General features: G+C 42.9%; 17 protein-coding genes. 4 read left to right on the top strand and 13 right to left on the bottom strand.

Translation table 11 applies throughout. From position 1 onward, the window contains the following. Together R8O70_RS16170 and R8O70_RS16165 are read right to left on the bottom strand one after the other, a co-directional pair. Positions 1-779, bottom strand: a 779-nt coding sequence (locus R8O70_RS16170; protein ID WP_318184258.1) for a hypothetical protein, incomplete at its 3' end; no start/stop codon positions are given. A 152-nt stretch (positions 780-931) separates the two neighbouring features. Further along, positions 932-2,368: an arylsulfatase gene (locus R8O70_RS16165; protein WP_225455402.1), complete on the bottom strand. Its 1,437-nt coding sequence runs from the start codon at positions 2,366-2,368 to the stop codon at positions 932-934. Positions 2,369-2,615: 247 nt separating this feature from the next. On the opposite strand from R8O70_RS16165, the gene R8O70_RS16160 reads away from it, so the two are divergent. Continuing rightward, on the top strand, positions 2,616-4,133 hold the full coding sequence (locus tag R8O70_RS16160; protein ID WP_154204626.1) for an arylsulfatase: 1,518 nt from the start codon (positions 2,616-2,618) through the stop codon (positions 4,131-4,133). Positions 4,134-4,240: 107 nt separating this feature from the next. Here R8O70_RS16160 and R8O70_RS16155 read toward each other — a convergent pair whose 3' ends face one another. From R8O70_RS16155 to R8O70_RS16145, 3 genes are all read right to left on the bottom strand, one after another. Continuing rightward, the gene (locus R8O70_RS16155) at positions 4,241-5,239 is read right to left on the bottom strand and encodes an HAD family hydrolase (RefSeq protein ID WP_258624268.1); all 999 of its coding nucleotides are present in this window, start codon (positions 5,237-5,239) and stop codon (positions 4,241-4,243) included. A gap of 162 nt (positions 5,240-5,401) precedes the next feature. Then, complete coding sequence (locus tag R8O70_RS16150) at positions 5,402-6,499, bottom strand: hypothetical protein (RefSeq protein WP_025766714.1); 1,098 nt, start codon at positions 6,497-6,499, stop codon at positions 5,402-5,404. A 53-nt stretch (positions 6,500-6,552) separates the two neighbouring features. Then, complete coding sequence (locus R8O70_RS16145; RefSeq protein ID WP_258624266.1) at positions 6,553-7,878, bottom strand: anaerobic sulfatase maturase; 1,326 nt, start codon at positions 7,876-7,878, stop codon at positions 6,553-6,555. Positions 7,879-8,116: 238 nt separating this feature from the next. On the opposite strand from R8O70_RS16145, the gene R8O70_RS16140 reads away from it, so the two are divergent. Further along, entirely contained in the window at positions 8,117-8,845 is a 729-nt protein-coding gene (locus tag R8O70_RS16140; protein WP_372034459.1) for a formylglycine-generating enzyme family protein, read from the top strand. Positions 8,846-8,891: 46 nt separating this feature from the next. Here the strand turns inward: R8O70_RS16140 and R8O70_RS16135 are convergent, their stop codons facing one another. Beyond that, on the bottom strand, positions 8,892-11,222 hold the full coding sequence (locus tag R8O70_RS16135) for a tetratricopeptide repeat protein (RefSeq protein ID WP_047100659.1): 2,331 nt from the start codon (positions 11,220-11,222) through the stop codon (positions 8,892-8,894). A gap of 388 nt (positions 11,223-11,610) precedes the next feature. On the opposite strand from R8O70_RS16135, the gene R8O70_RS16130 reads away from it, so the two are divergent. Then, complete coding sequence (locus tag R8O70_RS16130) at positions 11,611-13,176, top strand: arylsulfatase (RefSeq protein ID WP_138939901.1); 1,566 nt, start codon at positions 11,611-11,613, stop codon at positions 13,174-13,176. A 175-nt stretch (positions 13,177-13,351) separates the two neighbouring features. Here R8O70_RS16130 and R8O70_RS16125 read toward each other — a convergent pair whose 3' ends face one another. The 7 genes from R8O70_RS16125 to R8O70_RS16095 form a co-directional block, all read right to left on the bottom strand. Continuing rightward, complete coding sequence (locus R8O70_RS16125) at positions 13,352-14,773, bottom strand: aspartate kinase (protein ID WP_258624262.1); 1,422 nt, start codon at positions 14,771-14,773, stop codon at positions 13,352-13,354. An 86-nt stretch (positions 14,774-14,859) separates the two neighbouring features. After that, the gene (locus R8O70_RS16120; RefSeq protein ID WP_005377769.1) at positions 14,860-15,246 is read right to left on the bottom strand and encodes an ectoine synthase; all 387 of its coding nucleotides are present in this window, start codon (positions 15,244-15,246) and stop codon (positions 14,860-14,862) included. Between the two features lie 14 nt (positions 15,247-15,260). Continuing rightward, a complete protein-coding gene (gene ectB / locus R8O70_RS16115) occupies positions 15,261-16,526 on the bottom strand; it encodes a diaminobutyrate--2-oxoglutarate transaminase (RefSeq protein ID WP_025766718.1) in 1,266 nt (421 codons plus the stop codon). A gap of 34 nt (positions 16,527-16,560) precedes the next feature. Then, on the bottom strand, positions 16,561-17,094 hold the full coding sequence (ectA, locus tag R8O70_RS16110) for a diaminobutyrate acetyltransferase (RefSeq protein ID WP_005393379.1): 534 nt from the start codon (positions 17,092-17,094) through the stop codon (positions 16,561-16,563). 312 nt (positions 17,095-17,406) lie between these two features. After that, on the bottom strand, positions 17,407-19,065 hold the full coding sequence (locus R8O70_RS16105; RefSeq protein WP_005377772.1) for a BCCT family transporter: 1,659 nt from the start codon (positions 19,063-19,065) through the stop codon (positions 17,407-17,409). Between the two features lie 192 nt (positions 19,066-19,257). Then, the gene (locus tag R8O70_RS16100; protein WP_005377774.1) at positions 19,258-20,004 is read right to left on the bottom strand and encodes a 3'-5' exonuclease; all 747 of its coding nucleotides are present in this window, start codon (positions 20,002-20,004) and stop codon (positions 19,258-19,260) included. Further along, entirely contained in the window at positions 20,004-21,884 is a 1,881-nt protein-coding gene (locus R8O70_RS16095; RefSeq protein ID WP_318184257.1) for a DUF294 nucleotidyltransferase-like domain-containing protein, read from the bottom strand. Before R8O70_RS16095 ends, R8O70_RS16100 begins: the two co-directional genes overlap by 1 nt. 438 nt (positions 21,885-22,322) lie before the next feature. Here R8O70_RS16095 and proV point away from each other — a divergent pair, with 438 nt between their 5' ends. After that, positions 22,323-23,510, top strand: coding sequence for a glycine betaine/L-proline ABC transporter ATP-binding protein ProV (proV, locus tag R8O70_RS16090; RefSeq protein WP_017633996.1), 1,188 nt, complete (start codon positions 22,323-22,325; stop codon positions 23,508-23,510). Positions 23,511-23,514: the final 4 nt, after the last annotated feature.

Raw genomic sequence — 23,514 nt, 5'->3', positions numbered from 1 at the left:
AGGCGAGTAGTCGCGATTTCGTACTGATTTAAATACTCATCCCCTCCACCATCAAAATTGACGTTCACCGTTGCAAGCGTATCTTTAATGGTCGTATCGACGGCGTTCAGGTTATTGCCATAAATGTCAGAAACCACAGAAGTCACCGTAAGCGGCCCTTCAGCAAGAGAAGACAGATCAACGCCTGATAGGGTATAAGCCTCATTCTCTACGGTCGTTGTAACAGTAATGGAATTATTGAGGCTGTCGGTAATGGTGATAGTAACAAGCCACTCATCGCTTATCTTGAGTGCGTCACCTTGAATCGTGACACTAGGAACTTCAAACTGGTTTTCGTATCCATCGCCGCCATCAAGAATATCCACCGTTAATATAGCATCGGGATTCAACCGCTCAGGAGCCTGAGTCTCAGAAGTTGGGTTTTCTCTTTCTTGCACTGCTGGCCTAGTAACATAGCCATTAGAAACGAGTTGCTCAGGTAAAACAGCGCGAATATAGGCAACAGAACTTAACCCACCAGAAGACTCACTAAAATCTCGAACGCTCTGATTAAAAGTGGATTCAATACCGTTTTGAGAAGCAATTAAAAGATCATTCGAACTCGATTCATCCTCACTTGTTGTATCTTCATTAAATGCAATATCGAGAATGTCAGTATTAAGAACAACCACCTCTACTTCTGGAACTAATTGTTCGTTAGGCAACATTTGGATCCAAGAACCGTCACTTAAAACCGCCCAAAGAACATTACCGACTTGAATGTAGAGTATTGGCTGCATAATTCGCCCCATATGAAACAACGAACTTTAAGTATGGTCGACGAATGTGACTGTTCAAATGAAACTAGAAAAAACATGGCCCTAAATGGCTCTAATGAGATATTGAACCAAAAACATACCTCATGTATGCGAGAAAGAGCCATTGGGGTAAATTACTTCTGGCGTAACCCATCCACTGGAAATTGATTGAAATTCCCCTTGCTACAATCGGGCTTATATCCAAATGGAGCAGGGAAAGGAATCGTATCGCAGCTTGTTGCAACGGAAGATTCAAACTTTACTCTCTTTCCTATCATGATAGGAAATAACCATGTGGCATTATTTCTTAAATCAAACTCCTCTTTAGGGTCATCAATCAAATTGTATATTTCAGGGATCTGTAATGGGCGCCCTTTCTCCGGCATGATATCTTGATCAATAAAGTGCATCTTGTAATTTTCCCACTTATAAGCGTAGGTTTCAGAGCCATTGTTAACGATAAAACCATCTCGATTAGACTTTTCACTATCTCCCTTTAAAAAGGCCCACTGATCAATACTATCTATTGTTCTATCGCTTGGTAATTTGTATCCACCGACATGAGAAAGTGAGGCAAATAGATCCACAACATGGATAATTTCATCACTCACTCTGCCCGGTTTGATGTGGTTAGGCCAAGAGGCAATAAATGGTGTTCGGAGAGAGCCTTCAAGAGCCGTAAAGTACGCACCACGCCATGGTCCGCTAGAGCCTTGGTATGGCATATGCCACTCTGGACCGTTGTCAGAAAACCAAATCACTAGTGTATTGTCTTTAATTCCTGCTTTTTCTATTGCACCAATAACTTGCCCAGCTCGAAAATCTATCTCAGCTAACACATCTGAGTAATTTCCTTTGCCTGTTTTACCAATAAAATCAGGATGAGGTAGCGTCGGTAAATGTGGTTGAGTAAAAGTAATTACAGAGAAAAATGGCTTATTCTCTTTCACATTTCGATTTATAAAATCTGTGGCATGTTCAACTAGCTCACTGTCAATCGTTCTACGTGAGTCCAAATTATATTCTTTGACCCCTTTAGGATCCTGCCCTGCTCTAGCTGAAAGGATTTGAGGTTTAGGTAATATAGCTTTATAACCGGGTTGAGAGCTATATTCTGACTCATCCGTCGTATTTGCAATGCCATACCATTCATCAAAGCCTTGATCCGTTGGAAAGCGTCCTTTTTGGTCTCCCAAATGCCATTTCCCGTAAAGGCTCGTGTTATATCCTTGTTCCTTAAACTTCTCTGCAATGGTTATTTCCCAGTTCACCATACCGTAAGGCACTCCCCAAACAACCTTATCTGTCCCAGATCTAAGCGCTCGCCTCCCCGTCATGAATGAGGAGCGAGTTGGTGTGCATTGCGGTTCCACATTAAAATTAGTAAGGCGTACACCTTCTCTAGCAAGTTGATCTAAGTTTTTGGTTTCAACACCTCTGGTACTCCCATAGGAACTTAATTCCCCCCACCCAAGGTTATCAACCAACATTACTACGACATTTGGTGTCTCTTCCGCAACCACTTCTAACGGGATACATAGAAACAGGATAGTTGCTAGTTTATTTTTCATAGTGTCGCCTTTCATTGAAATTTAATCCTGTAAGTGCGTCTTATCACACTTAAAACACACTAAAGTCTAGTTCATGTTAATTAACATTTTTGAAAAACAGGGATTACTTGGAAGCAACAAAAAACCTCTACTATATTCAACTAACTACATTGTCTCATTTGGTGTCATCTCACTCGACTTCGCCATGATGAACACAATTAGTAACGTTATATAACGATAATGGATTCATTTATCGCGGAGGATTTTCATGCGAAACTCGATTAAAAAGGTAATGGCATTGGTCGGTACATTAGCTGCGTCCACAGCCTTTGCTGCCGATAAGCCCAACATCCTTGTGTTCTGGGGTGACGATGTAGGTGTATACAACATTAGTGCGTATCACAATGGTATGATGGGAGGGAAGACTCCTAACATTGATAAAATCGCCAATGAAGGTGCCATTTTCACAGACGCTTACGCACAACAGAGTTGTACTGCCGGACGAGCCTCATTTATTCTGGGTCAACATCCGTTTCGTACCGGTCTATTGACTATTGGTATGCCCGGCGCAAAAGAGGGTATTCAATCGAAAGATCCTACTATCGCAGAGTTACTTAAAAATCACGGCTATGTGTCTGGTCAGTTTGGTAAAAACCACCTTGGTGATCAAGATGAGCACCTACCAACTAACCATGGGTTTGATGAGTTCTTTGGTAACCTATACCATTTAAACGCGGAAGAAGAGCCTGAGTCTGAGTTTTATCCAAAAGATCCAGAGTTTCGTAAAAAATTCGGACCTCGAGGCGTGTTGAAGGCGACTGCGGATGGCAAAATCGAGGACACAGGCCCCCTTACTCGTAAGCGTATGGAAAACGTAGACCGAGAGTTCATGGATGCTAGCTTGGCCTTTATGGAAAAAGCAGTAAAAGAAGACAAACCATTCTTTATTTGGCATAACTCAACCCGTATGCACGTCTGGACACATTTGAGTGAAGAATATCAAGGGAAGTCAGGTTACGGCTTATACGCCGATGGCATGATGGACCTAGATGATCAAGTAGGTGTCATGCTTGATAAACTTGAAGAGCTAGGCGTAGCAGATAACACCATTGTTGTTTTTAGTACCGATAATGGCGCTGAGAAATTTACCTGGCCAGATGGTGGTACTACACCGTTCAAGGGCGAAAAAGGTACGACTTGGGAAGGCGGATTCCGCGTTCCGATGATGGTACGCTGGCCTGGATACATTAAAGCAGGAACGGTTATCAACGATATCTTTTCACAAGAAGACTGGATGCCAACTCTACTCGCAGCTGTGGGCGAACCTGATGTGAAAGAAAAACTATTGAAGGGTCATAAAGCAGCGGGCAAAACCTTTAAAGCACATTTAGATGGCTACAACCAACTTGATCTGCTGACTGGTAAAGCTGATGAAGGCGCACGCAAAGAAATCTTTTACTTCGATGCTGGTGGTAATTTAAACGCCGTTCGTTATAAAGACTGGAAGATCCACTTCAGTATTATGGAGGGTGCCATTAATGAGGCATACCGCAAAACACCTAGTTGGCCTTTGATTGTAAACCTTCGTATGGACCCATTCGAGGTCGGTCCAGATGCAGCACTTTACGTCAGACATTTTTACGCTGATCAAATGTGGATGTTCGTTCCTGCTCAAGCTATCGTGCGTAAGTTCCTAGAGACATTTAAGGAGTTCCCTGCAACGAAAGGTAGCTCGTTAAGTATTGAAAAAGTGGTAGAAACAATGACACAGCAACCTAGAAACTAGACCCTAGGTATCGAAGCTACTGTGGAATTAACTAAGGCCTCAATTGTGAGGCCTTTTATTTCGTTGCAATTGTTTGGTTGCAGCAAGTTATGGTCAAACAAAGATTATCATTTAGTGCTCTCTTTAAACACTTGATTCCAATCTTGTTTCATATCGACAAATAGCCAACCTTGCTCTTCACCTACTTTAAACGATTTATCTAACTTACCAACATGAGAATCTTTATCATACGCCCATTCGCGCTTGTCATCCGTGTGATGGATAATCGCAGAAAATCTTGGACCTGAACCTGCTTTCGTCCACTCTAGCATCTGTAAATCACCATCAGAATTACCAAACGCCATTACCGGACGTTTGCCAATGAAGTTTTGGATCGTCACAGGCTTTACTGCTTTGTCATTGACAAAGTCTATTTCCGGCATACGTTGGATGGTAGGTTTTCCATCAACACTTTGATATTCCGCCTTTAACGTCGTTCCCACGATGTTTTGCGTTGGAATGCCGTATACTTCCGGCGCCCAAACGCGCATAAATTCAATTCCGCCTCCAGAAACGATGTAGGTCTGATAGTCGTTCGCTCTTAAATAGTCGAGCAGTTCGAGCATAGGTTGATAGACCATTTCAGTGTATGGTCTACCCGTTGTTGGATGGACAGCCGTTTTCAACCATTCCTTAACTTCTTGATGAAACTGTTCAGTAGACATTCCAGAATGGGTTGCCATAACAAGCTTCATTACACCTTCGAGTCCTTGTTTACCAATCCCCTCCATGTCGCCTTTTAATGCGGAAGCAAAGGGTTCGGTTATCTTCCAATCAGGATGCTCAGAGGCCATTTCTTTTACTCTATCGATCGCAAAAAACAACTGTAGATAAACAGGCTTTTCTGCCCAAAGTGTTCCATCATTATCAAACGTCGCGATTCGTTGGCTTTCAGGCACATAGGAATCCGAACCTTGGGTCGTTGTTTTCGTAACAAACGCCACAATAGCTTGCTTAGCGTCAGTGTTGTTCCATGACGGAAGTGGATCTTGCATATCAGCAGCAACAGCGTAACTAGACAGAGCAAAACCTGTTGCTAAGACAATCGCCTTTAACTTTATAGCCATCTTAATTCCTTATATTGAGGTGCTAGGTGCGAATCCAATCAAAAGTATAGTTCAATTGAAACAGGCGCATATTGAACTGAAATATGCAACGGCCACCAGAAAGTGACAATGTCACCAATCTAATCCACTATTTTATTAAAATAGAAACATGGAATTTAACGATTAGAGTTTAAATTCATTGGCTTCAACTGATGTAGGGGCACTTTTACGTCCCTTTTTCTGATTGAGCTCTTCAATAACATAGTCGGGAGCGACCTTCGTTAGCTCTGTTAAACAGTCATCCGTTTTAGGGTTGCCGTATCTAACATAGATGTCACACACGGCATACAATTGTTCTGGAGCACCGGATATCAAATACGCTTGCTCAAAAGCGTTGACAGACTTCTTCAAGTCTAACTCTTCTTGCAGAACACCATTTAAATACCAAAAGTAACTGTTCGTCTTTGCCATCGTCGCAGCTTTGTCTATTTCAAACGCCGCTTCTTTCTTTTTGTCTAATCTAACCAAAGCGAGAGATTTAGAATAATGCAGCGAGGCATCTTCTGAATTTAGCTTGATACCCTCGTCAAGCACGTTGATAGCTTTTTGGTCTAGCTGTTGCGCTCGGAAGTTGTCTGCATAGCTTAACCAAACTTGAGGGTTGTTTGGCTCAAGCTTAGTTAACTCTGGGTATATCAGCGCCGCTTTATCCCAATCACGATGCCAACGGTAAACGTCTGCAAGTAATAACTTGGAAACATTATCGTTCTTACTGGACAAGTGTGCTGTCAGCTCTGAAACAGGCCCTTCAAGTGACTGCTGTTGCTCTGAACTCAAATTGGCGTAATCTCGAACGAGGTTAATCGCTGCTGTAATTCGCACCATGGCGGCGTCATCACTCAATAATGGTGAAATCAAACGCCAACGGTGCTCAATCATATATGGCTGTGCTCCCACAATCGCAGCTTCGCGAATACCTGCATCTTCATCCTGCAACCCACGCGCAACTGCAACCAACGCATTTTGGCTTGGATAGTTGGCTAACTCACGTAAAGCATCAATACGTTTTTCTGAAGACAACTTTTTATTTTGCGCATCATAAGACAGCTTTTCGACTCGTTGCGCCGGTGTCATTTGAGCTTCTTGTGGAGTGACAACCGTTGTCGGCGATACCTGGTCTGGGTCTAGCAATGTTGTTTCTTGTGCCACTGTTGTTTGACTCGCAGCAATGCCGATCGAGATCACGAGTAATGATTTAGAGAGCAGCTTAATTTTTTGCATTCAATAACCTATATTCTTTCATTTCCGGGCCTGTAGCAGGCGTAGTGACTATCTTAAAACTTCATTTCAAACACAGTCTGTGTTTGAGTAGCTTGCTGGCGTAGAATCTGGTCACTGTATTTACCGTGAACCACTGGGTTACCTGTCGCTCGTAAGATGTACGCCATCGACTGATCAACATGGGTAAAAAACTTCTTCCAACCCGCGCAGAGATAATTAAGACCAGGCTCACCTTGCCTAGTACGGATAAAACGGTTTTTGGGACATTCTCCAAAACATGCAAATTGATAATCACATTGAAGGCACTGTTGGGGCAGCGTACGACTTTTAGCAAACCCAAATTTCTGCTGCTCAGAGCTATAAGCGAGCGTATCGAGCTTTTCGTGATGAATGTTTCCAACCTTATATTCTGGGTACACGTAATGATCACACGCAAACACATCACCATTAGGCTCCATTGCTAAGCCCTTCCCGCAGATTTCACCTAACGTACACAGTGGGTTTTTTCTGCCCATCCAGGTTTCGATACTGGCTTCAAAGTACTGCACAAACACGTTGCCGATATCGTGTAAAACCCATTCATTGAAAATCGCGATCAGAAAATTTCCCCATGCTTCATCCGCAACGCAAAAAGGCTCAACAACGGCATCTTTATGACCTGGGATCAACCGTTTATCTCCTTGCTTTAGTTGCTCGTTTGGCTCCCAAGTTTGAGGGGCGGTTGTTCTGAATGTTTTCTGTTCAACTATTGGAATAAACTGCATTTGAGGGGAGCGTACTTCATCTCGCAAGAATCGGTACACTTCAAGTGGGTTACGGCTGGTCAAGTTGTTAACACAAGTGAGCGTAGCAAACTTTACTTCGTGCTTATGTAATAATTCAACCACATTCATAACTTGCCGGAATGTGCCTCTACCAGCTCGGTTTGTTCGGTAAGCGTTGTGCATCATTTCTGGGCCATCAATGCTTAAACCGACGAGAAAGTTGTTCGCCTTTAAAAACTCACACCATTCATCGTTAAGCAGTGTGCCATTAGTCTGGAGATCATTGGAGATCGTAATGCCATCGGGACGGTATTTATTCTGTAGCTCAACAATTGTCTTGAAATAATCCAAACCTAGCATTGTCGGCTCACCACCCTGCCAAGAGAAAATGATTTCAGGTGTATTCTGTCCCGCTATATATTGACGGATATAGGTCTCTAGCGTTTCCTCATCCATGACTGGTGAGCAGCCTGGCTTGTACTCAAGTAAATCTTGTTTGCTTAGGTAATAACAATAGGTGCAATCGATATTGCACACTGCACCGATAGGTTTCGCCATGACATGTAATCGCTTGGATGCTTTTCCATTGAACTGCGGACCTTGAGTTATGTGCATTCATCACCTTCTTAGTTGCTAGCCTGTGCCCAACGGCGTTAAGACTAATTATTAAGTTAATCGCCTAGTGTGATGATAATGTTCAATTATTCGTGGCGCTTGTTATAGTGTGTATAACTGTTTTTCATAGACTTGCCTGATAAAATTCTTTGATCATAAATGTTGATGGAGCTCCCCTATGAAGCATTCCAAAAGTAATACTCTTTACCTTGGTGCCGCTATTTCGATTTCGCTAATTATGACTGGATGTGCAACAACACAACCTAGCCCTCTTGCTCAAAAAATCGATCAAGATATGGTTCTTATTGAAGGCGGACAATTTACGATGGGCTCGGATAATCCATCAGCAAATAAATCCGAGCGCCCGGCCCGCACCGTTCGCGTGGAAGATTTCTATTTGGCAAAATTTGAGGTAACCCAAGAGTTATTCGAATCGGTTACAGGCTCTTCTCTGAGTTATTTTAGAAACCCAAATACGCCCGTGAATAACATTAGCTGGCAACAAGCCAATTATTTTATAAAGAAATTGAATGAAAAAACGGGAGAGCACTATCGTTTACCCACAGAAGCAGAATGGGAGTTTGCAGCGAAAGGGGGGAATCTAAGTCAAGGATTCACTTACGCGGGGTCTGATGATATTAACGACGTTGCCTGGTATGCCAGTAACTCAAACAATAAGGCACACAAGGTAGGTCAGAAAAAACCGAATGAGCTTGGCTTATACGATATGACGGGTAATGTTGGTGAGTTTGTTATTGATGCGTTTGATGAAGGCTATTACAAATCAGCACCAAGTGATAATCCGGTAAACGCAAAAGATGAAAAAGAAAGCCTTGCACACAAGTCTGTACGAGGTGGTAGCTTTGCCTATGATGCTGACGAATCCGAAAACTATCGTCGCGATTTTGCTAGCCAGTCAGTCATCATGTCCGACATGGGGCTGAGATTAGCGAAAGACGCTGATTAAACTAAGCAAGAAAAAAGTGGAGCGATAAAAGCTCCACTTTTGGTAATTAGCTCCTATTGACCCCGACAATAGAGGCTTTAAGCTGATCAATAGCTTGTTTAGGTGCATAGTGACTAAGCTCTTGTATGCACCTATCGAAAGCAAAAGCGACAGCACCTTTTTTATGATTTCTCGCTAGAACCTCGCATTGAGCATACAAGTGCTGTGGATTGCCACCGACTTCAAATGCTGTTTGCAACGCTTTACTGGCTTCTAGAACATCGCTTTTTTCTAGGGCTAGACCGTACACGTACCAATAATGAGCATTAGTTTCACCAATTTCTGCGGCGCGTCTAAGTAGCTTTTTCGCATCATCAGCTTTGCCTTGACGCAACAAAGAAAGACCTGCGCTGTATGGTAACGTGCTGGATTTAGGTTGAGCTTTCATCCCTTGTTGTAGCACCGTGAGCGCAGCTTCTTCTTTACCTAGGTGACGATACAAATCTGCTAGGTTAACGTAGCTATTTTCGAAATAGGGTTCGATGCTGATCGCTTGTTTATACAGCTCGGCCGCTTTGTCGATTTCACCTAAGCTGCGGTACACATTCGCCAAATTGGTTCTTCCGAAACCACGATCGGCATTAAACTCTTGAATTTCCATGTACTCTTCTAAAGGTGATTTAATGATATCTTTTTGTAAAGGGGTCATTTGTGCGTAGTTCGCTACCAGCACCGAGGCAGCTTCCGCTCTCACTGAAAGCACCGGGTCACCAAGCAATGGCTCTAGAATCCGCCACCGATCATGAAATTCATAACCAGACGAGCCTGAAATTGCCCCTAATCGAACCATTTCATTCTCATTCTTAACGGCCCTAGCCAAAGATACTGTTGTATTTTGGTCAGTGTTGCCCCCCATTCTCTCCAGGGCTGAGGCGCGAATAATGTCTTTTAAAGACGAATCCTGAGCAGAGTATGCCAACGCATTTGCTGCTCCTTGATGACCAATTGAATCCGCATAAAATGCGACAGCAAAATGTTGCTGATTACGATACTTCGAATTCGGGTACCATTCTGCTATCTGTTCATCGGCCCATTGATTGCTTTTATCTTCATGGCATGACATGCAAACATTGGGCGTTCCAATATGTTTGCTCAAATCCGGTCGTGGAATATGCCAACTGTGGTCTCTACGAGGATCGACTTGCATGTAAGTCGTTTCTGGCATGTGACAGGTCGTACATTGCGATGCTTCAGATCCAGCCTTATGAAAGGTATGCTTTTCAGGTGTATATTCAGATGCAATATGGCATTGCGAACATACTGCCTCTTCTGGGATCGTTAATTCTGCCGTGTGTGGATCATGGCAATTAGTGCACGTGACCCCCTTCTCCGCCATTTCAGATTGAAGAAACGAACCATAAACATAATCTTCGTCGTAAATCTGTCCATCATGATAGTAGAGTTCAGGTGTTATAAGACTTAAGCGATATTTATCAAAAAAGGAACCTTTAACATGATCACCTGTTTCATTTAACTGGGTTCGGCGACTATGGCATTGAGCGCATGTTTGCACTTGATTGGTTGCTTCAATTGATTTCGGCTGTAACGTACTATGGCCTTCCTCAAACACCCAGTCCGACACTGCTTTAGACAAATTTCGATCAAAGCCATAATGGCTGTCATGCTCAAAAGAAGTGCCAGCATTTTTGTATTTCTTGGCCAGTTCTATGTGCTGACTAGCGGGACCATGGCATGCTTCGCATCCCACATTAATCTCTGACCATGAGCTGTTGTAAGTGTTTTTGTCAGCGTCGTAATTCTTCTTTAGGTTCGTTGAATGGCAATCAGCACACATGAAGTTCCAATTTTGCCCGGTATTGGTCCAATAGAATTCATCCGTTGTTGTCGTTTCTGGATAAAGATGAAACCAACGCTGTCCCCCTTCAACTTTAGCTCTTGTGTCCCAAGCAAAAGGAATAAGCTGCACGCGGCCATCTTCAAACTCGACCATGTACTGCTGTAATGGTTCCCAGCCAAATGTATAGCTGATCTTATAGTCATGCCATTGCCCGTCAGAGCCTTGAATGTTGACCCAATATTCGCCGCCTTTTTTAAAAAAACGATTAGGCATTCCTTTGTGTGTTACAACATGGTTATCAAAATTACCACGCACAGAGGTTGTACTTGCATGCTTCATGGCCATATCGTGATGTGACCCTTTCCAGGCCTCCACCTCGTTTTGGTGGCAATCTATACAAGCTTGTGTGCCAGCATATTCTGGATTTAAGCCTAAAGGAATATTTGGTTTCTCTGTTAATAACTCTTGAGAAAAAGCCATAAAACTGACAACAACGTTGACCAGCAATAAAATGCGAAACCGGCCTGCCCACTGACTCATAGATATCCTTATATTTATAATGTACAACCTAAATCAATATAGACACTAAATCACTGGTTATACAAATAATTACAAGCAATACATAACGACTTTAGTATTGCTTTAGGACCGTAAAACAAGCGAGCATCCTATTGCTTTTCATTTCCATCCCCTCTTCTACTACGCAATAAAAATAAGGCTCTTAAGTGATCTAAATCTACTTTACGAATCTCTACAAACTAATAGAACAATCCTATTTCTTCTTAATTAACAAATGGTTACAACCTAGCAATAACTTATGGTTATATCGAGTATAAGAGGATTTTTCTATATACATCATTAACTTATGCAGCAACTAAGCATAAGGCTCACTTGTGCTTATCTTTACTCTCAACAATCTGGAGTTTTTATGGCAAATCAATTGAGCAAAATCGCTGTGGGCGCAGGACTGTTAGCGGCGTCCAGTGCTGCTATGGCAGCCGACAAACCGAATATTCTGGCAATTTTTGGTGACGATATCGGCTACTGGAATATCAGCGCATACAACCAAGGTATGATGAGTTACAAAACGCCAAACATCGACCGTATCGCGAATGAAGGTGCGTTGTTCACAGATCACTACGGACAACAGTCTTGTACTGCTGGTCGCGCGGCCTTTATTACGGGTGAAGAGCCATTTCGTACGGGTTTGTTAACAATTGGTATGCCAGGCTCTGACCACGGCATACCTGATTGGGCGCCAACCATTGCAGATCTGTTAAAAGAACAAGGTTACATGACGGGTCAATTTGGTAAAAACCACTTAGGTGACCAAGATAAGCACTTACCGACCAAACACGGCTTTGACGAATTCTTCGGTAACTTATATCACCTAAACGCAGAAGAAGAACCTGAAACTTATTACTACCCTAAAGACCCAGAGTTTCGTAAAAACTATGGCCCTCGTGGTGTCATTAAGTCTTATGCCGACGGTAAGATTGAAGACACTGGCCCGATGACACGAAAACGTATGGAGCACGCAGATGAAGAGTTCCTAGAGAGCTCTTTGGCATTTATGGAAAAAGCAGTTAAGGCGGATAAACCCTTCTTTATTTGGCATAACGCCACTCGTATGCACGTTTGGACTCGCTTGCAGGAAAAATACCAAGGTAAATCAGGCGTAAGCATTTATGCCGATGGTATGCTGGAACACGATGATCATGTAGGTGTTTTACTCGACAAGCTGGATGAGCTAGGTGTTGCAGACAACACTATCGTTATCTACTCAACGGACAACGGCGCAGAAACCATGACTTGGCCAGATGGTGGCGCAACACCATTCCATGGTGAAAAAGGTACAACTTGGGAAGGCGGTATGCGTGTTCCTCAACTGGTTCGTTGGCCAGGCGTAATTAAGCCAGGAACCAAGATCAATGAAATGATGGCACACCAAGACTGGTTGCCTACATTATTGGCAGCTGCTGGCGTACCTGATGTAAAAGAAAAACTGGCAGAAGGCTACAAAGCAAATGGCAAAGAGTGGCGTGTACATTTAGATGGTTATAACTTCATGCCATACTTTGAAGGTAAGGAAGAAAAAGGCCCTCGTGAGTCGCTGCTTTACTTTACGTCTAATGGTGAATTAAACGCTGTCCGCTGGAATGACTGGAAACTTCACTTTGCAACGCTTGAAGGGAACCTAAGTAACGCAGTTCGTTTTGCTCCGAACTGGCCTAAAATCATCCACCTACGCGCTGACCCATTCGAAAAAGGCCCAAGCGAATCACAAATGTACTTGCGTTGGATGGCTGACAACATGTGGCTATTTGTACCTGTACAAGACGTTGTGGGAGAGTTCTTTAAAACACTTCCAGAATACCCAATGCAACGTGGCACAGCGATGAACCCTGCTTCACTAAACTACAACTCTCTAAAAATGCAAGAGAAGCTGCAACAACTAGACAAAGTTGAACAAGAAATCAGCAAGTTTAAGTAAACTAAGTTAACGTTAGTTAATCAGTAACATAAGCCAGCAGACCATTCTGCTGGCTTATGTGTATCGCCACATAGGAACTTACTTAAATCGTCTGTTTAGACTATGCAAAAGTACAAACTGAAAAACAAAAAAGGAGAGCTAACCTGCTCTCCTTTGTATTTTAACCGTGGATAAACTAAGCCACATTAACCGATTTAGCTAAACTGCTACTTTGGAAAAACTCATCATGCAATGCGCAAATCGCGTGCTGGTATTCCTTATCACCGACAACAAATTGAACATTTACATTTCTCAATGATGAGTGCAGTGCAACTGGCGTAACGCCATTATTCATCAATGCAAGCACACCTTTCGCCAACGTCTTGTTGGTATCAATTTGAGAACCGATGGCTGAGATAAGCGCGACCATACGACCTTTAATCGAGGCATTCGGATAACGTTTCTCGGCTTTATACAATACTTTGTTTAAGCTATCAGTACTGCCACCTAGATAGTAAGTAATAGAGTTAGCGTTCATCTCTTTACCAACCAAACTTACACGAGCATCGGAGATGATTTCCATCAATTCGTAACTAACGTTATCGGCTTTTCCCACCATTGCTTGGTCAAACAAATGCAGTGCAAATACTTTTTCTTTACCTGCGATAATCTCGACTTTGTCTTCTTCCGGACGATAGCTTGAAGAGATCAAAGTACCTTCGTGTTCAGGTTCGAATGTATTTTTAATCTGTAGCTCAATACCACTTTCACGCAAACCCGCAGCGGCATTTGGGTGAATCGCTTCCATGCCAAGGTTCGCAAGTTGGTCTGCTACGTCATAGTTTGTACTACCAATTGGTAATACTTTTTCAGGGCCAACAACGCGTGGGTCTGCTGAGCTCAAGTGGTACTCTTTGTGAATTACTGCTAAATCCGCTTTTGTTATTGCTGCAATTCGGCTAAATGTCATCTCACTATAACCTCGGTCATAAGTGTGCATTAGGCCCTCTTTACAGTAAGCATAACCTGTCACGATTGGCAGTTCTTTTGATACATCGATATCAGAAAACGCGTCACTGATCGACTCATCAAGGCTTCTTGGCGCTTGATTATCCCAACCAGACAGGTCAACGAACTTAGCGTTAATACCCATATTTTTTAGTTTTAGTGCTGTGTTGTAAGCACTATGTGCCTCACCGATAGACGAGAGAAACTCTCGAATTTGAGGCAAGTACTGGCGCAACGAAAATTGACCGTACTGACAGGTTTCTAAAATATTCGCGATACAGTTTTTCGCTTCAGCAATGCGGGAGCGAATGAATTTATCCGCACGGATACGATTCATTGGGTCCGCAAAAATATTTTCATTGGTCAGCAACATACGGCTTTCAACGTACGCTAACGCTTCTTCCCATTTGTCGTCGCGTTTCGCGATAAGCTGATAAACGCCTGGTTTACTGGTTTTTTTACACTCGAGCAGCGCATCGGTCATACCACCGTATGCAGATACGACAAAAATACGATTGTATGGTGTTTTGGGACGAAGAATAATATTGTCGAGAACAGCATCAAATGCTGTCATTGATGTACCGCCGATTTTTTCTACGGTAAATGTCATGATAAGCCTTTTTTGATTGGTAACTTTAAAAAGAAAAAAGAAGAGATAGTAAAGTGTGGGGTGGCAAAGCACCCCACCATCATCTTTTAGTCAACGAGAGGATAAACACCGTTTTCATCGTGCACTTCAGCGCCAGTAATCGGTGGGTTAAACACACACGCCATTACCATTTCTTTATTCTTATAAGCTCTCAAGTAGTGCTCATCGTGTTTATCAAGGATGTATAATGTACCTGGTTTGATTGGGTACGTTTCTCCACCTACAACTTCAATCTCACCTTCACCACTCATACAAAACACCGATTCAAGGTGGTTTTGATAGTGAATATGAGTTTCTGTATCTTCATAAATCGTTGTGATGTGGAAAGAGAAACCCATGTTGTCGTCTTTCAACAACATGCGGACACTTTCCCAGTTATCTGAAACAACACGTCGTTCGCTGTTGCGGCATTCATCTAGAGTTCTGACGATCATAATTAAAATCCTTATTAAGATGCTTGTTTGAAATGTTTCGCAGCGATAGTCTCTACTGCATTTTCAAAGATGCTTAGTCCTTGATCTAGCTCTGATTCGCTGATGGTTAGTGGACAGAAGAACTTCACAACTTCATCTTCTGGACCCGCTGTCTCTATCACCATTCCATTCTCGAAACAGTTTTTCGCAATTTCAGATGCCATGTCACCATTGATACATTCAATACCAACCATCATGCCGCGGCCTTTTTTCTGCACAAACATTTGAGGAAAGCGACGAACACAACGGTCAATAACTGCACTTACCTTGTCTGAACACTGCTTGATGTGTGTTTCAAAATCATCGTTTGCCCAGTAAATTTCTAGTGCTTTTGCAGCAGTAATAAAGGCGTGATTATTGCCACGGAACGTACCGTTATGCTCGCCAGGCTTCCACTGGTCAAGCTCAGGCTTAAGTAATACGACAGCCATCGGCAAACCGTAACCACCGATCGACTTCGATAGCGTCACGATATCCGGTTGGATACCAGACGGCTCGAAACTAAAGAAAGTACCGGTACGTCCGCAACCTGCTTGAATGTCATCGACAATCACAAGAATGTCATTGGCTTTACAGATTTTGCTCAAACGTTGTAACCACTCGTTTGAAGCAGCATTTAAACCACCTTCACCCTGCACAGTTTCAAGAAGTACAGCGGCTGGTTTATCCATACCTGCAGAGTTATCATTTAGCATGGTTTCGAACAGCGCGAGACCATCTACGCCAGCGTAACCTTCAAATGGAATACGAGTGACGTTACTTAGACTAGAACCGTTACCTTGTCTGTGATGCTGGTTACCCGTTGCAGCCAGTGCGCCAGCAGTACAACCATGGAAACCGTTAGTAAACGCAACGACGCTGTCGCGGCCTTTTACTTTTTTAGCCAGCTTCAATGCCGCCTCAACAGCGTTAGTGCCTGTTGGGCCCGTAAACTGAACCTTGTAATCCAAGTTTCTTGGTTTAAGGATGTAAGTATCCAACGCTTCCAGAAACGATGCTTTCGCTTCTGAGTGCATATCCAAACCGTGAGTAATACCGTCCATTTCAATGTACTCAAGCAACGCTTGTTTTAGTACTGGATTGTTATGGCCATAATTTAGAGATCCCGCTCCAGCAAGGAAGTCTAAGTATCGTTCACCTTGTTCTGTTTCTAGCCAGCAGCCTTTCGCTTTACGAAAAACGACCGGGAAATTGTTTGAATATGAGCGTACGTTGGATTCCTGCTTTTTGAAAATATCCATGATGAGACCGTTTTTAATTCCTATTGTTTGAGGATTATTTGAGAGGAATGCGATACAAATATTCTGTATCGTGTTTGCCTTTAAAGTGGGCTTCTTCATCCAAAAATGTGCTTACTTGGCCAGAATTGCCGTTCATCGCATCTAACTTTTTGAACAGTGCCCAAGAGGCTTTATTATCTTCCGTGATGGTAGTTTCTACCGATTTAACACCGCCTAATTCCTCTCGGGTGAGAAGTTCTTTCAACATGCGGAATGCTAAACCATGACCTCTAAAGCGAGGTGAGACTGCAACTTGCCAGACAAATAAAACGTCTTGCTCGTCTGGTTTCTGATAACCGGAAATGAAACCTGCGATTTCGCCTTTTTGCTCAACCAAAATACTGGTTTTGCTGAAATGCGTAGACTGTAGGAAATTGCAATAAGATGAGTTCATGTCCAATGGAGGACAGTCTGCAATCAAGCTGTAAATGTCGTCACCATCAGAGATTTTAGGCTCACGAAAAATCCATTTTTTACTTGAGTCTTCTCCAATCTCTGGATAAAGGACCCAAGGTGCTGATGTGATCATGTGAAAATACATATCCTTTGAGGTCTAATTAAATTTCCTTTTTATTATGGGCATCCCTCGCGACTAAAAATCAAATAATCCGCCTTTTTATCGGTATTTTTGTGACACACATCACAAAAACAAACCTATTAACCAAAAGTTAAAATAGTTCGAGGTCTAATTTATTAAATAGTCACCTAAATGCGCAGTACAAAAAACAACCAGAATAAGACCGTTTTCCATGCTGTTCATTTCTCAGAGAAAAATAGAAATAAAAAAAAGCGGCATGCTTTCGCATACCGCTTTTATCAATGATTTAACTGCTGATACTAGTTATTTTGATTTCTTAGAAACCGCCTTTGGACGAGGTTCATCCATCAAACCTTTTATCAAAGATACCGTTGCAACAAGCAAAACAATAGTAAATGGTAAACCAGTCGTCACCGCCATTGCTTGAGCAGCAGCTAGACCACCACCCAACATCAATGCAATCGCAACCAAACCTTCAAACGTACACCAGAACACGCGTTGTGGCGTTGGTGCATCGACCTTTCCGCCCGCAGCAATAGTATCAATAACCAGTGATCCTGAGTCAGAAGAGGTAATGAAGAACACCACGACTAAGATAATGCCGACAAAAGATGTTATCTCAGCCAATGGCATAACATCTAACATGGCAAAAAGTTTTAAAGGTAGTTCTGCGTTAAACACCGCCTCGTAGCCATCATTAACGTATTGGCTAATTGCGTTACCGCCAAAAGCCGTCATCCATAACACACAAACTGAAGATGGGATAAGAATAACGCAAATAATAAACTCACGAACTGAACGACCGCGAGACACACGTGCGATGAACATACCCACAAATGGTGACCAAGAAATCCACCACGCCCAGTAAAACGCCGTCCAGCCTTGAGAGTAATTCACATCCTCTCGTCCAAATGGCATAGATAAGGCAGGGATATTAGCCACATAGGAAACGATGTTCTCGAAGAAACCAGTTAAAATCGCAATCGTCGGGCCAACAACAATAACAAATAGCAATAGCAGCGCTGCAAGACCCATGTTGATTTCAGATAAGATTTTCACGCCCTTATCGAGTCCAGCCACAACAGAGATTAAAGCGAGCGCAGTAATACCAATAATCAATATAACCTGCGTGGTATTGGTCATTGGGACATCAAACAGGAAGTTCAAACCCGTTGCGGCTTGAGATGCACCGTAGCCTAGCGATGTTGCTAAACCAAAAACCGTCGCTACCACTGCAAGAATATCGATAATATGACCAGTCCAACCCCATACACGCTCACCAAACAAAGGGTAAAAAATTGAGCGCATGGTGAGTGGCAAACCTTTGTTAAATGAAAAGATAGCCAGCCCAAGAGCCAAGAGCGCGTATATTGACCACGGATGAAGTGCCCAGTGATAAATCGTCGCAGCCATCCCTAAGGCCGAAGCTGCAGTTGCGTCGCCCTCTGCACCACCTAGCGGTGCCCAGTCAGTACGAACACCATTCTCAACGCTCACGCCACCAATCGCAGAACTAAAATGGGACATCGGTTCTGATACACCGAAGAATACGAGACCAATGCCCATACCCGCAGCAAATAGCATTGCCAACCATCCAGCATAGGAGTAATCCGGTGTTGCTTCAGTACCACCGATTCGTACACGGCCTAATGGTGTGAAGATCAATCCGACACAGACAATGACAAAAATATTACCTGAAGCGAGAAAAAACCAGTCTAAATTGTGCAACAAACCCGCTCGTAGGTCTGCAAAAAACGGCTCTACCTGTTCTCGGAATAATAGTGTTATCACAACAAACATGACGATTGCTAAGCCAGAAATTGCAAAAACACGGTTGTGAATATCAAGGCCAAATGGGCCTACCTTTAGCGCAACGTTATCCTGACCAATTTGATAGTCAGTATCTATTGCGTTTACTTTTCCATCGGGGCGTTGAATGCCACCGTTATTATCGGTGCTCACGGATAATCTCCTTAAAAATACGTGACCAAGTTTAAATTACTTTCGTCGGAGTTCGAGTAATGAAACGTCTTCATCACTACCAAGCACATGTTCATAAAACATTGTTCTTATAAGCGGTTACTCAATCCGCCATCATAATCTTAAAGCCCCCTATCTCTCATTGCATTTTATTGTTTTCACCATAAATAACGCCTATTGCCAAACCGAAGATATTGGCATGTTTCGATTAAAGTGATACTGCAGTTGTGCTTGAAACAGCTCCGCAGTTGCTAACGCATCCGTCAGGGCATGGTGAGGTTGATAAGCAGGGAGGCCATATCTTTCACGAGCGTGCCCTAATCGTACAGAACCGGGTTTCTTGCCTTTCAACTTATTGATAAAACCTCTGCATTCACGGCGCTGTATCGCATACTCAATATCTAACGTATCAACAACAGGAAACTGTATCCCCTCTCCGATGCTATTTAGCAAGGCATTATTAAAGAACTGCCTTTCAATGTTCTTATAGTGAACGAGAACCACTTTGCCTGACAACGCATCCAATATTTCACCCAAGATCTGAGACAGCTGCGGCGCGTTTTTAACCTCAGAGTCAGTGATACCGTGAATAATGACAGACTCGTGGTTTAACTCTCTGTTTGGGTTAACGACCCAATGAGCAGAGCCATTACATTGAACACGATCAATAGTAAACGGCACAAGTCCGATCGTGAGAATGACATCCTCTTCCGAGTTCAATCCTGTTGTCTCAAAGTCTACCGAGACAAATGGCACTTGTTCAATTGGTGTTTCCCCATTAACCATTGGTGTCGAATAATAGCGTTTGAGCCTCTGGTCTTTCGCTTCTTTAGCGAGTTGTTTGAACAACATTGACCACTCTGGCGTCTGGGATGTATCCAACAACGGCTGTTCTTTTTCTACTTTTTTTGAGAACCACATTATTTGCTACTTCTCTGGTATCGAAACTTAATGAAGTTCTGAGCGTTACTTAGAATTTGAAATGCTGCTTTTAAGTTTCGACGTTCAAATTCAGACATGTTCTCCGGCTCAATATTGTTGTCTGGCTCTTCTCCATTTTCTATATCAAGGGCTTGGTGACGAATTCGAACCATGTAGATTAGCTCCATCGCATCCCTTAAATCCAAACCTCGACCTTTCGGTAAAATGCCAGCATCATTAATGTCATCTAAACGGTCGAAAGAGTTTTGCGATCGCGAACCGATTGCCAGAGAATGCACCCGTATTAAATCGGCCAACGGAGCCGTCCCCCTTCGCTTCAAGTTAATCGAGTTGCGATGACGACCATCTTTCTCCATCACAAAGTCTTTGAAAAAGCCCAGTGGAGGCGTCCTACGTATTGCGTTATACGCCATACAAGCAAGAAAGCGGTTATTTCTTTTCGCTCGTCTCACAATAAAGCTGCTTAATTGCTCCGCCCATTTCACTCGCCCATGCACACCGAGGAGATCAAAAAAGATATTACTATTTAACAATCTCTCAGGGGTTGGATTGTCTATCCAGTTTCCAAAGCATTCTTCCCATTCTGCACGAGTTTTTCGCCATTCTGGGTTGGTAGCCATAATGCCTCCAGTACAATAAGCATAGCCGCATGCCGCTAAACCATCACAAACAAATTTAGCAAACTTTTCAAAGTACTCTCCGTGAATCTCAACGTCATAACTGTTATCGAGAATAAGCGCGTTATCTTGATCCGTTACAATTAACTGCTCATCCCTCGCCATTGAACCCATTGCGACTAAACAATAAGGAATGGGCGCTGGGCCGAACTCTTGCTCAGCTAATTCAGCGAGGCGTTGTTTGAAACTACTGCCTATAACCGACATGGCTCGACCAATCATGTGCGCGTTGGCATCTTCATTGACCATTCTTACGAAACAGTCTTTTACTTGTTCAGAAACCTGCTTGAGATCCTCGACACTGGTTTGCTGAAAAATAGAGCTCACTAGCAATAGGCTGTTCTGAGATTCGTAACGAACGATGTCCGTCATGCCAATAATTCCTATCGGCTTTTTATCTTTTAAAATTGGTAAATGATGCACGTTGTAACGCAACATGGTTAACATGGCCTCAAACACATAGGCGTTATAATCCAATGAAACCACGTCATAACTCATGACCTCACTCACTGGAATATTGGTATCAATACCTTGAGCTAGTACGCGAATGCAAAGATCGCGATCAGTCAATATTCCAAGCAGCTGTTCGTCATCTTCTTCTGTGAGCTCCTCTGTCGGGCGAATAATGAGCAGAGAGGTGACATTTTCCTCTGCCATTAGTATCGCAGCTTCCTGAATTGAAGCCGTTGCCTCCAGAGTTACTGGATCTCTTGCTAAGATTTTACGTGCCTTAGCGGTGGTAAAGTCATTGCTTTCGGAGCGGCTAGATATTGCGCTTCGCAAACGCGCGCTATCTTCCAGTTCCATGTAGTCCGCAAAGTTTTCAAACTCATCACAAAGTTCATTGAAGATGTTTTCCGGAATACAGTAAACGAGAGTGTCTTCTATCGCTTTGGCTGGCATACGTACGCGGTTGTTCATCAACAACCCCATCTGACCAAACAGTCCACCAGCATCAATCCTGTTGTAAAGTTCACCTTTACGTCGATAAATCTCTACCGCCCCACTTCTCACCATATACAAGTCGCGGATCGTATCTCCGAAGTTAAGGATTTTTGTTCCTTGTTGAAAGTATGCAACCTCGGCATTGAGAGCAATTTTTCTAAGCTGCTCTTCAGGTAGGTCATCAAAAGGTGGGTACTGGCTAATGAAATTGAGCACTTCTAACTGTTCGGCTTCCATTTTTTATTCCATACGTTGCCTAAACTACAGCGATAAATATCACCCTGAGTGAAATCAAGCAATAAATAAATCTAAGGATAACAGTACCTAACCGATTTCACAGGACCAAGCCTTAACCAAAAATTAGAGCTCTAACCTTTTTATATGTAGAGTTCTAAGCTATCACAGCTTATATCTATGCAAGCGAGTTGAGTTGAAATGTACAAAAAAATTCAAAATAAATTCAACCCTACGTCAGGGCAACGTTATGGCGGATAAAAACACATCACAAGCAATTGTTTTAAATATAAAAAATAAGAATTGAACATACCTTGCTCAACGAGTTCTCTATGCACGGCAGAACTAGTTAACCAACCCCCTTTCGTTGAAAGTTGAACTAAAATTAATTAGAGTACAAATCGTTAAACAGTTATAAACACACGAAAAAGGACAGATAACATGGATCCCATACTGGAAGTTAAGGGACTGTATAAAGTGTTTGGAGAAGACCCAGAGAGAGCCTTCTCGCTTATCGACAAAGGCGTCGATAAAGACGGTATTTTTGAACAGACAGGTTTAACAGTCGGCGTAAACGATGTATCTCTCACCATAAATGAAGGGGAAATTTTCGTAATCATGGGCCTTTCTGGCTCCGGGAAATCCACCCTTGTTCGACTTCTTAACCGGCTCATTGAGCCGACTAAAGGTAGTGTTTATCTCAAAGGAAGAGATATCGCCCACATCTCCGAGAATGAACTTCGAGAAGTTCGTCGTAATAATATCTCAATGGTGTTTCAAAGTTTCGCACTCATGCCACACATGACGGTGATTGAAAATGCCGCCTTTGGTTTAGAACTTGCCGGCATCGATGTTAATGAGCGTCAGAAAAGTGCCCTTTCCGCCTTAGAAAGAGTGGGTTTAGACCCTTATGCAGAATCTTTCCCTGACGAATTATCCGGTGGTATGAAACAGCGCGTTGGTTTAGCGAGAGCGTTAGCCTGTGATCCTGACATCCTATTAATGGACGAGGCGTTTTCCGCTTTAGACCCATTGATCCGTTCTGAGATGCAAGATGAGCTTATTCGTCTACAGAACGATGACAAACGCACAATTGTCTTCATTTCTCATGATTTGGATGAAGCAATGCGCATTGGCGACCGTATCGCCATCATGCAAAACGGTGAGGTTGTTCAGGTTGGTACACCTGATGAAATATTACACAGTCCAGCAAATGATTATGTCGAAGCATTTTTCCGCGGCGTAAACATCGCAAGTGTCTTGACAGCAAAAGATATCGCGCGCAAGAAGCCAGCGGCTGTTTTTAAGAAATCGGAAAATGACGGTCCAGGCTCTGCGATGCAGATTCTGATGGATCACGACCGTGATTACGGTATTGTCGTCGATAAATCTAGCCGATATTCCGGCATCGTATCTCTTGATTCACTACGTTTGGCTCATAAAGAAAACCGTTCGTTAGCCAGTGCTCAATTACCGGATGAAGTTACTCTTCAGCCTGATCAGTCAATTAATGACATTTTGGGTCTGGTTGCTGGTGTTCCTTATGCCGTGCCTGTCGTAGATGAGCAAGGAACTTACTTTGGTGTCGTGACTAAATCACGTCTTCTACAAACACTAGATAAGGATTAACACG

It is taken from the genome of Vibrio sp. 779(2023), assembly GCF_033344285.1.
Lineage (GTDB): Bacteria > Pseudomonadota > Gammaproteobacteria > Enterobacterales > Vibrionaceae > Vibrio > Vibrio alginolyticus.
Note: the sequence above shows the minus strand (reverse complement) of the source record. Positions and strands in the feature narration are given on the sequence as shown.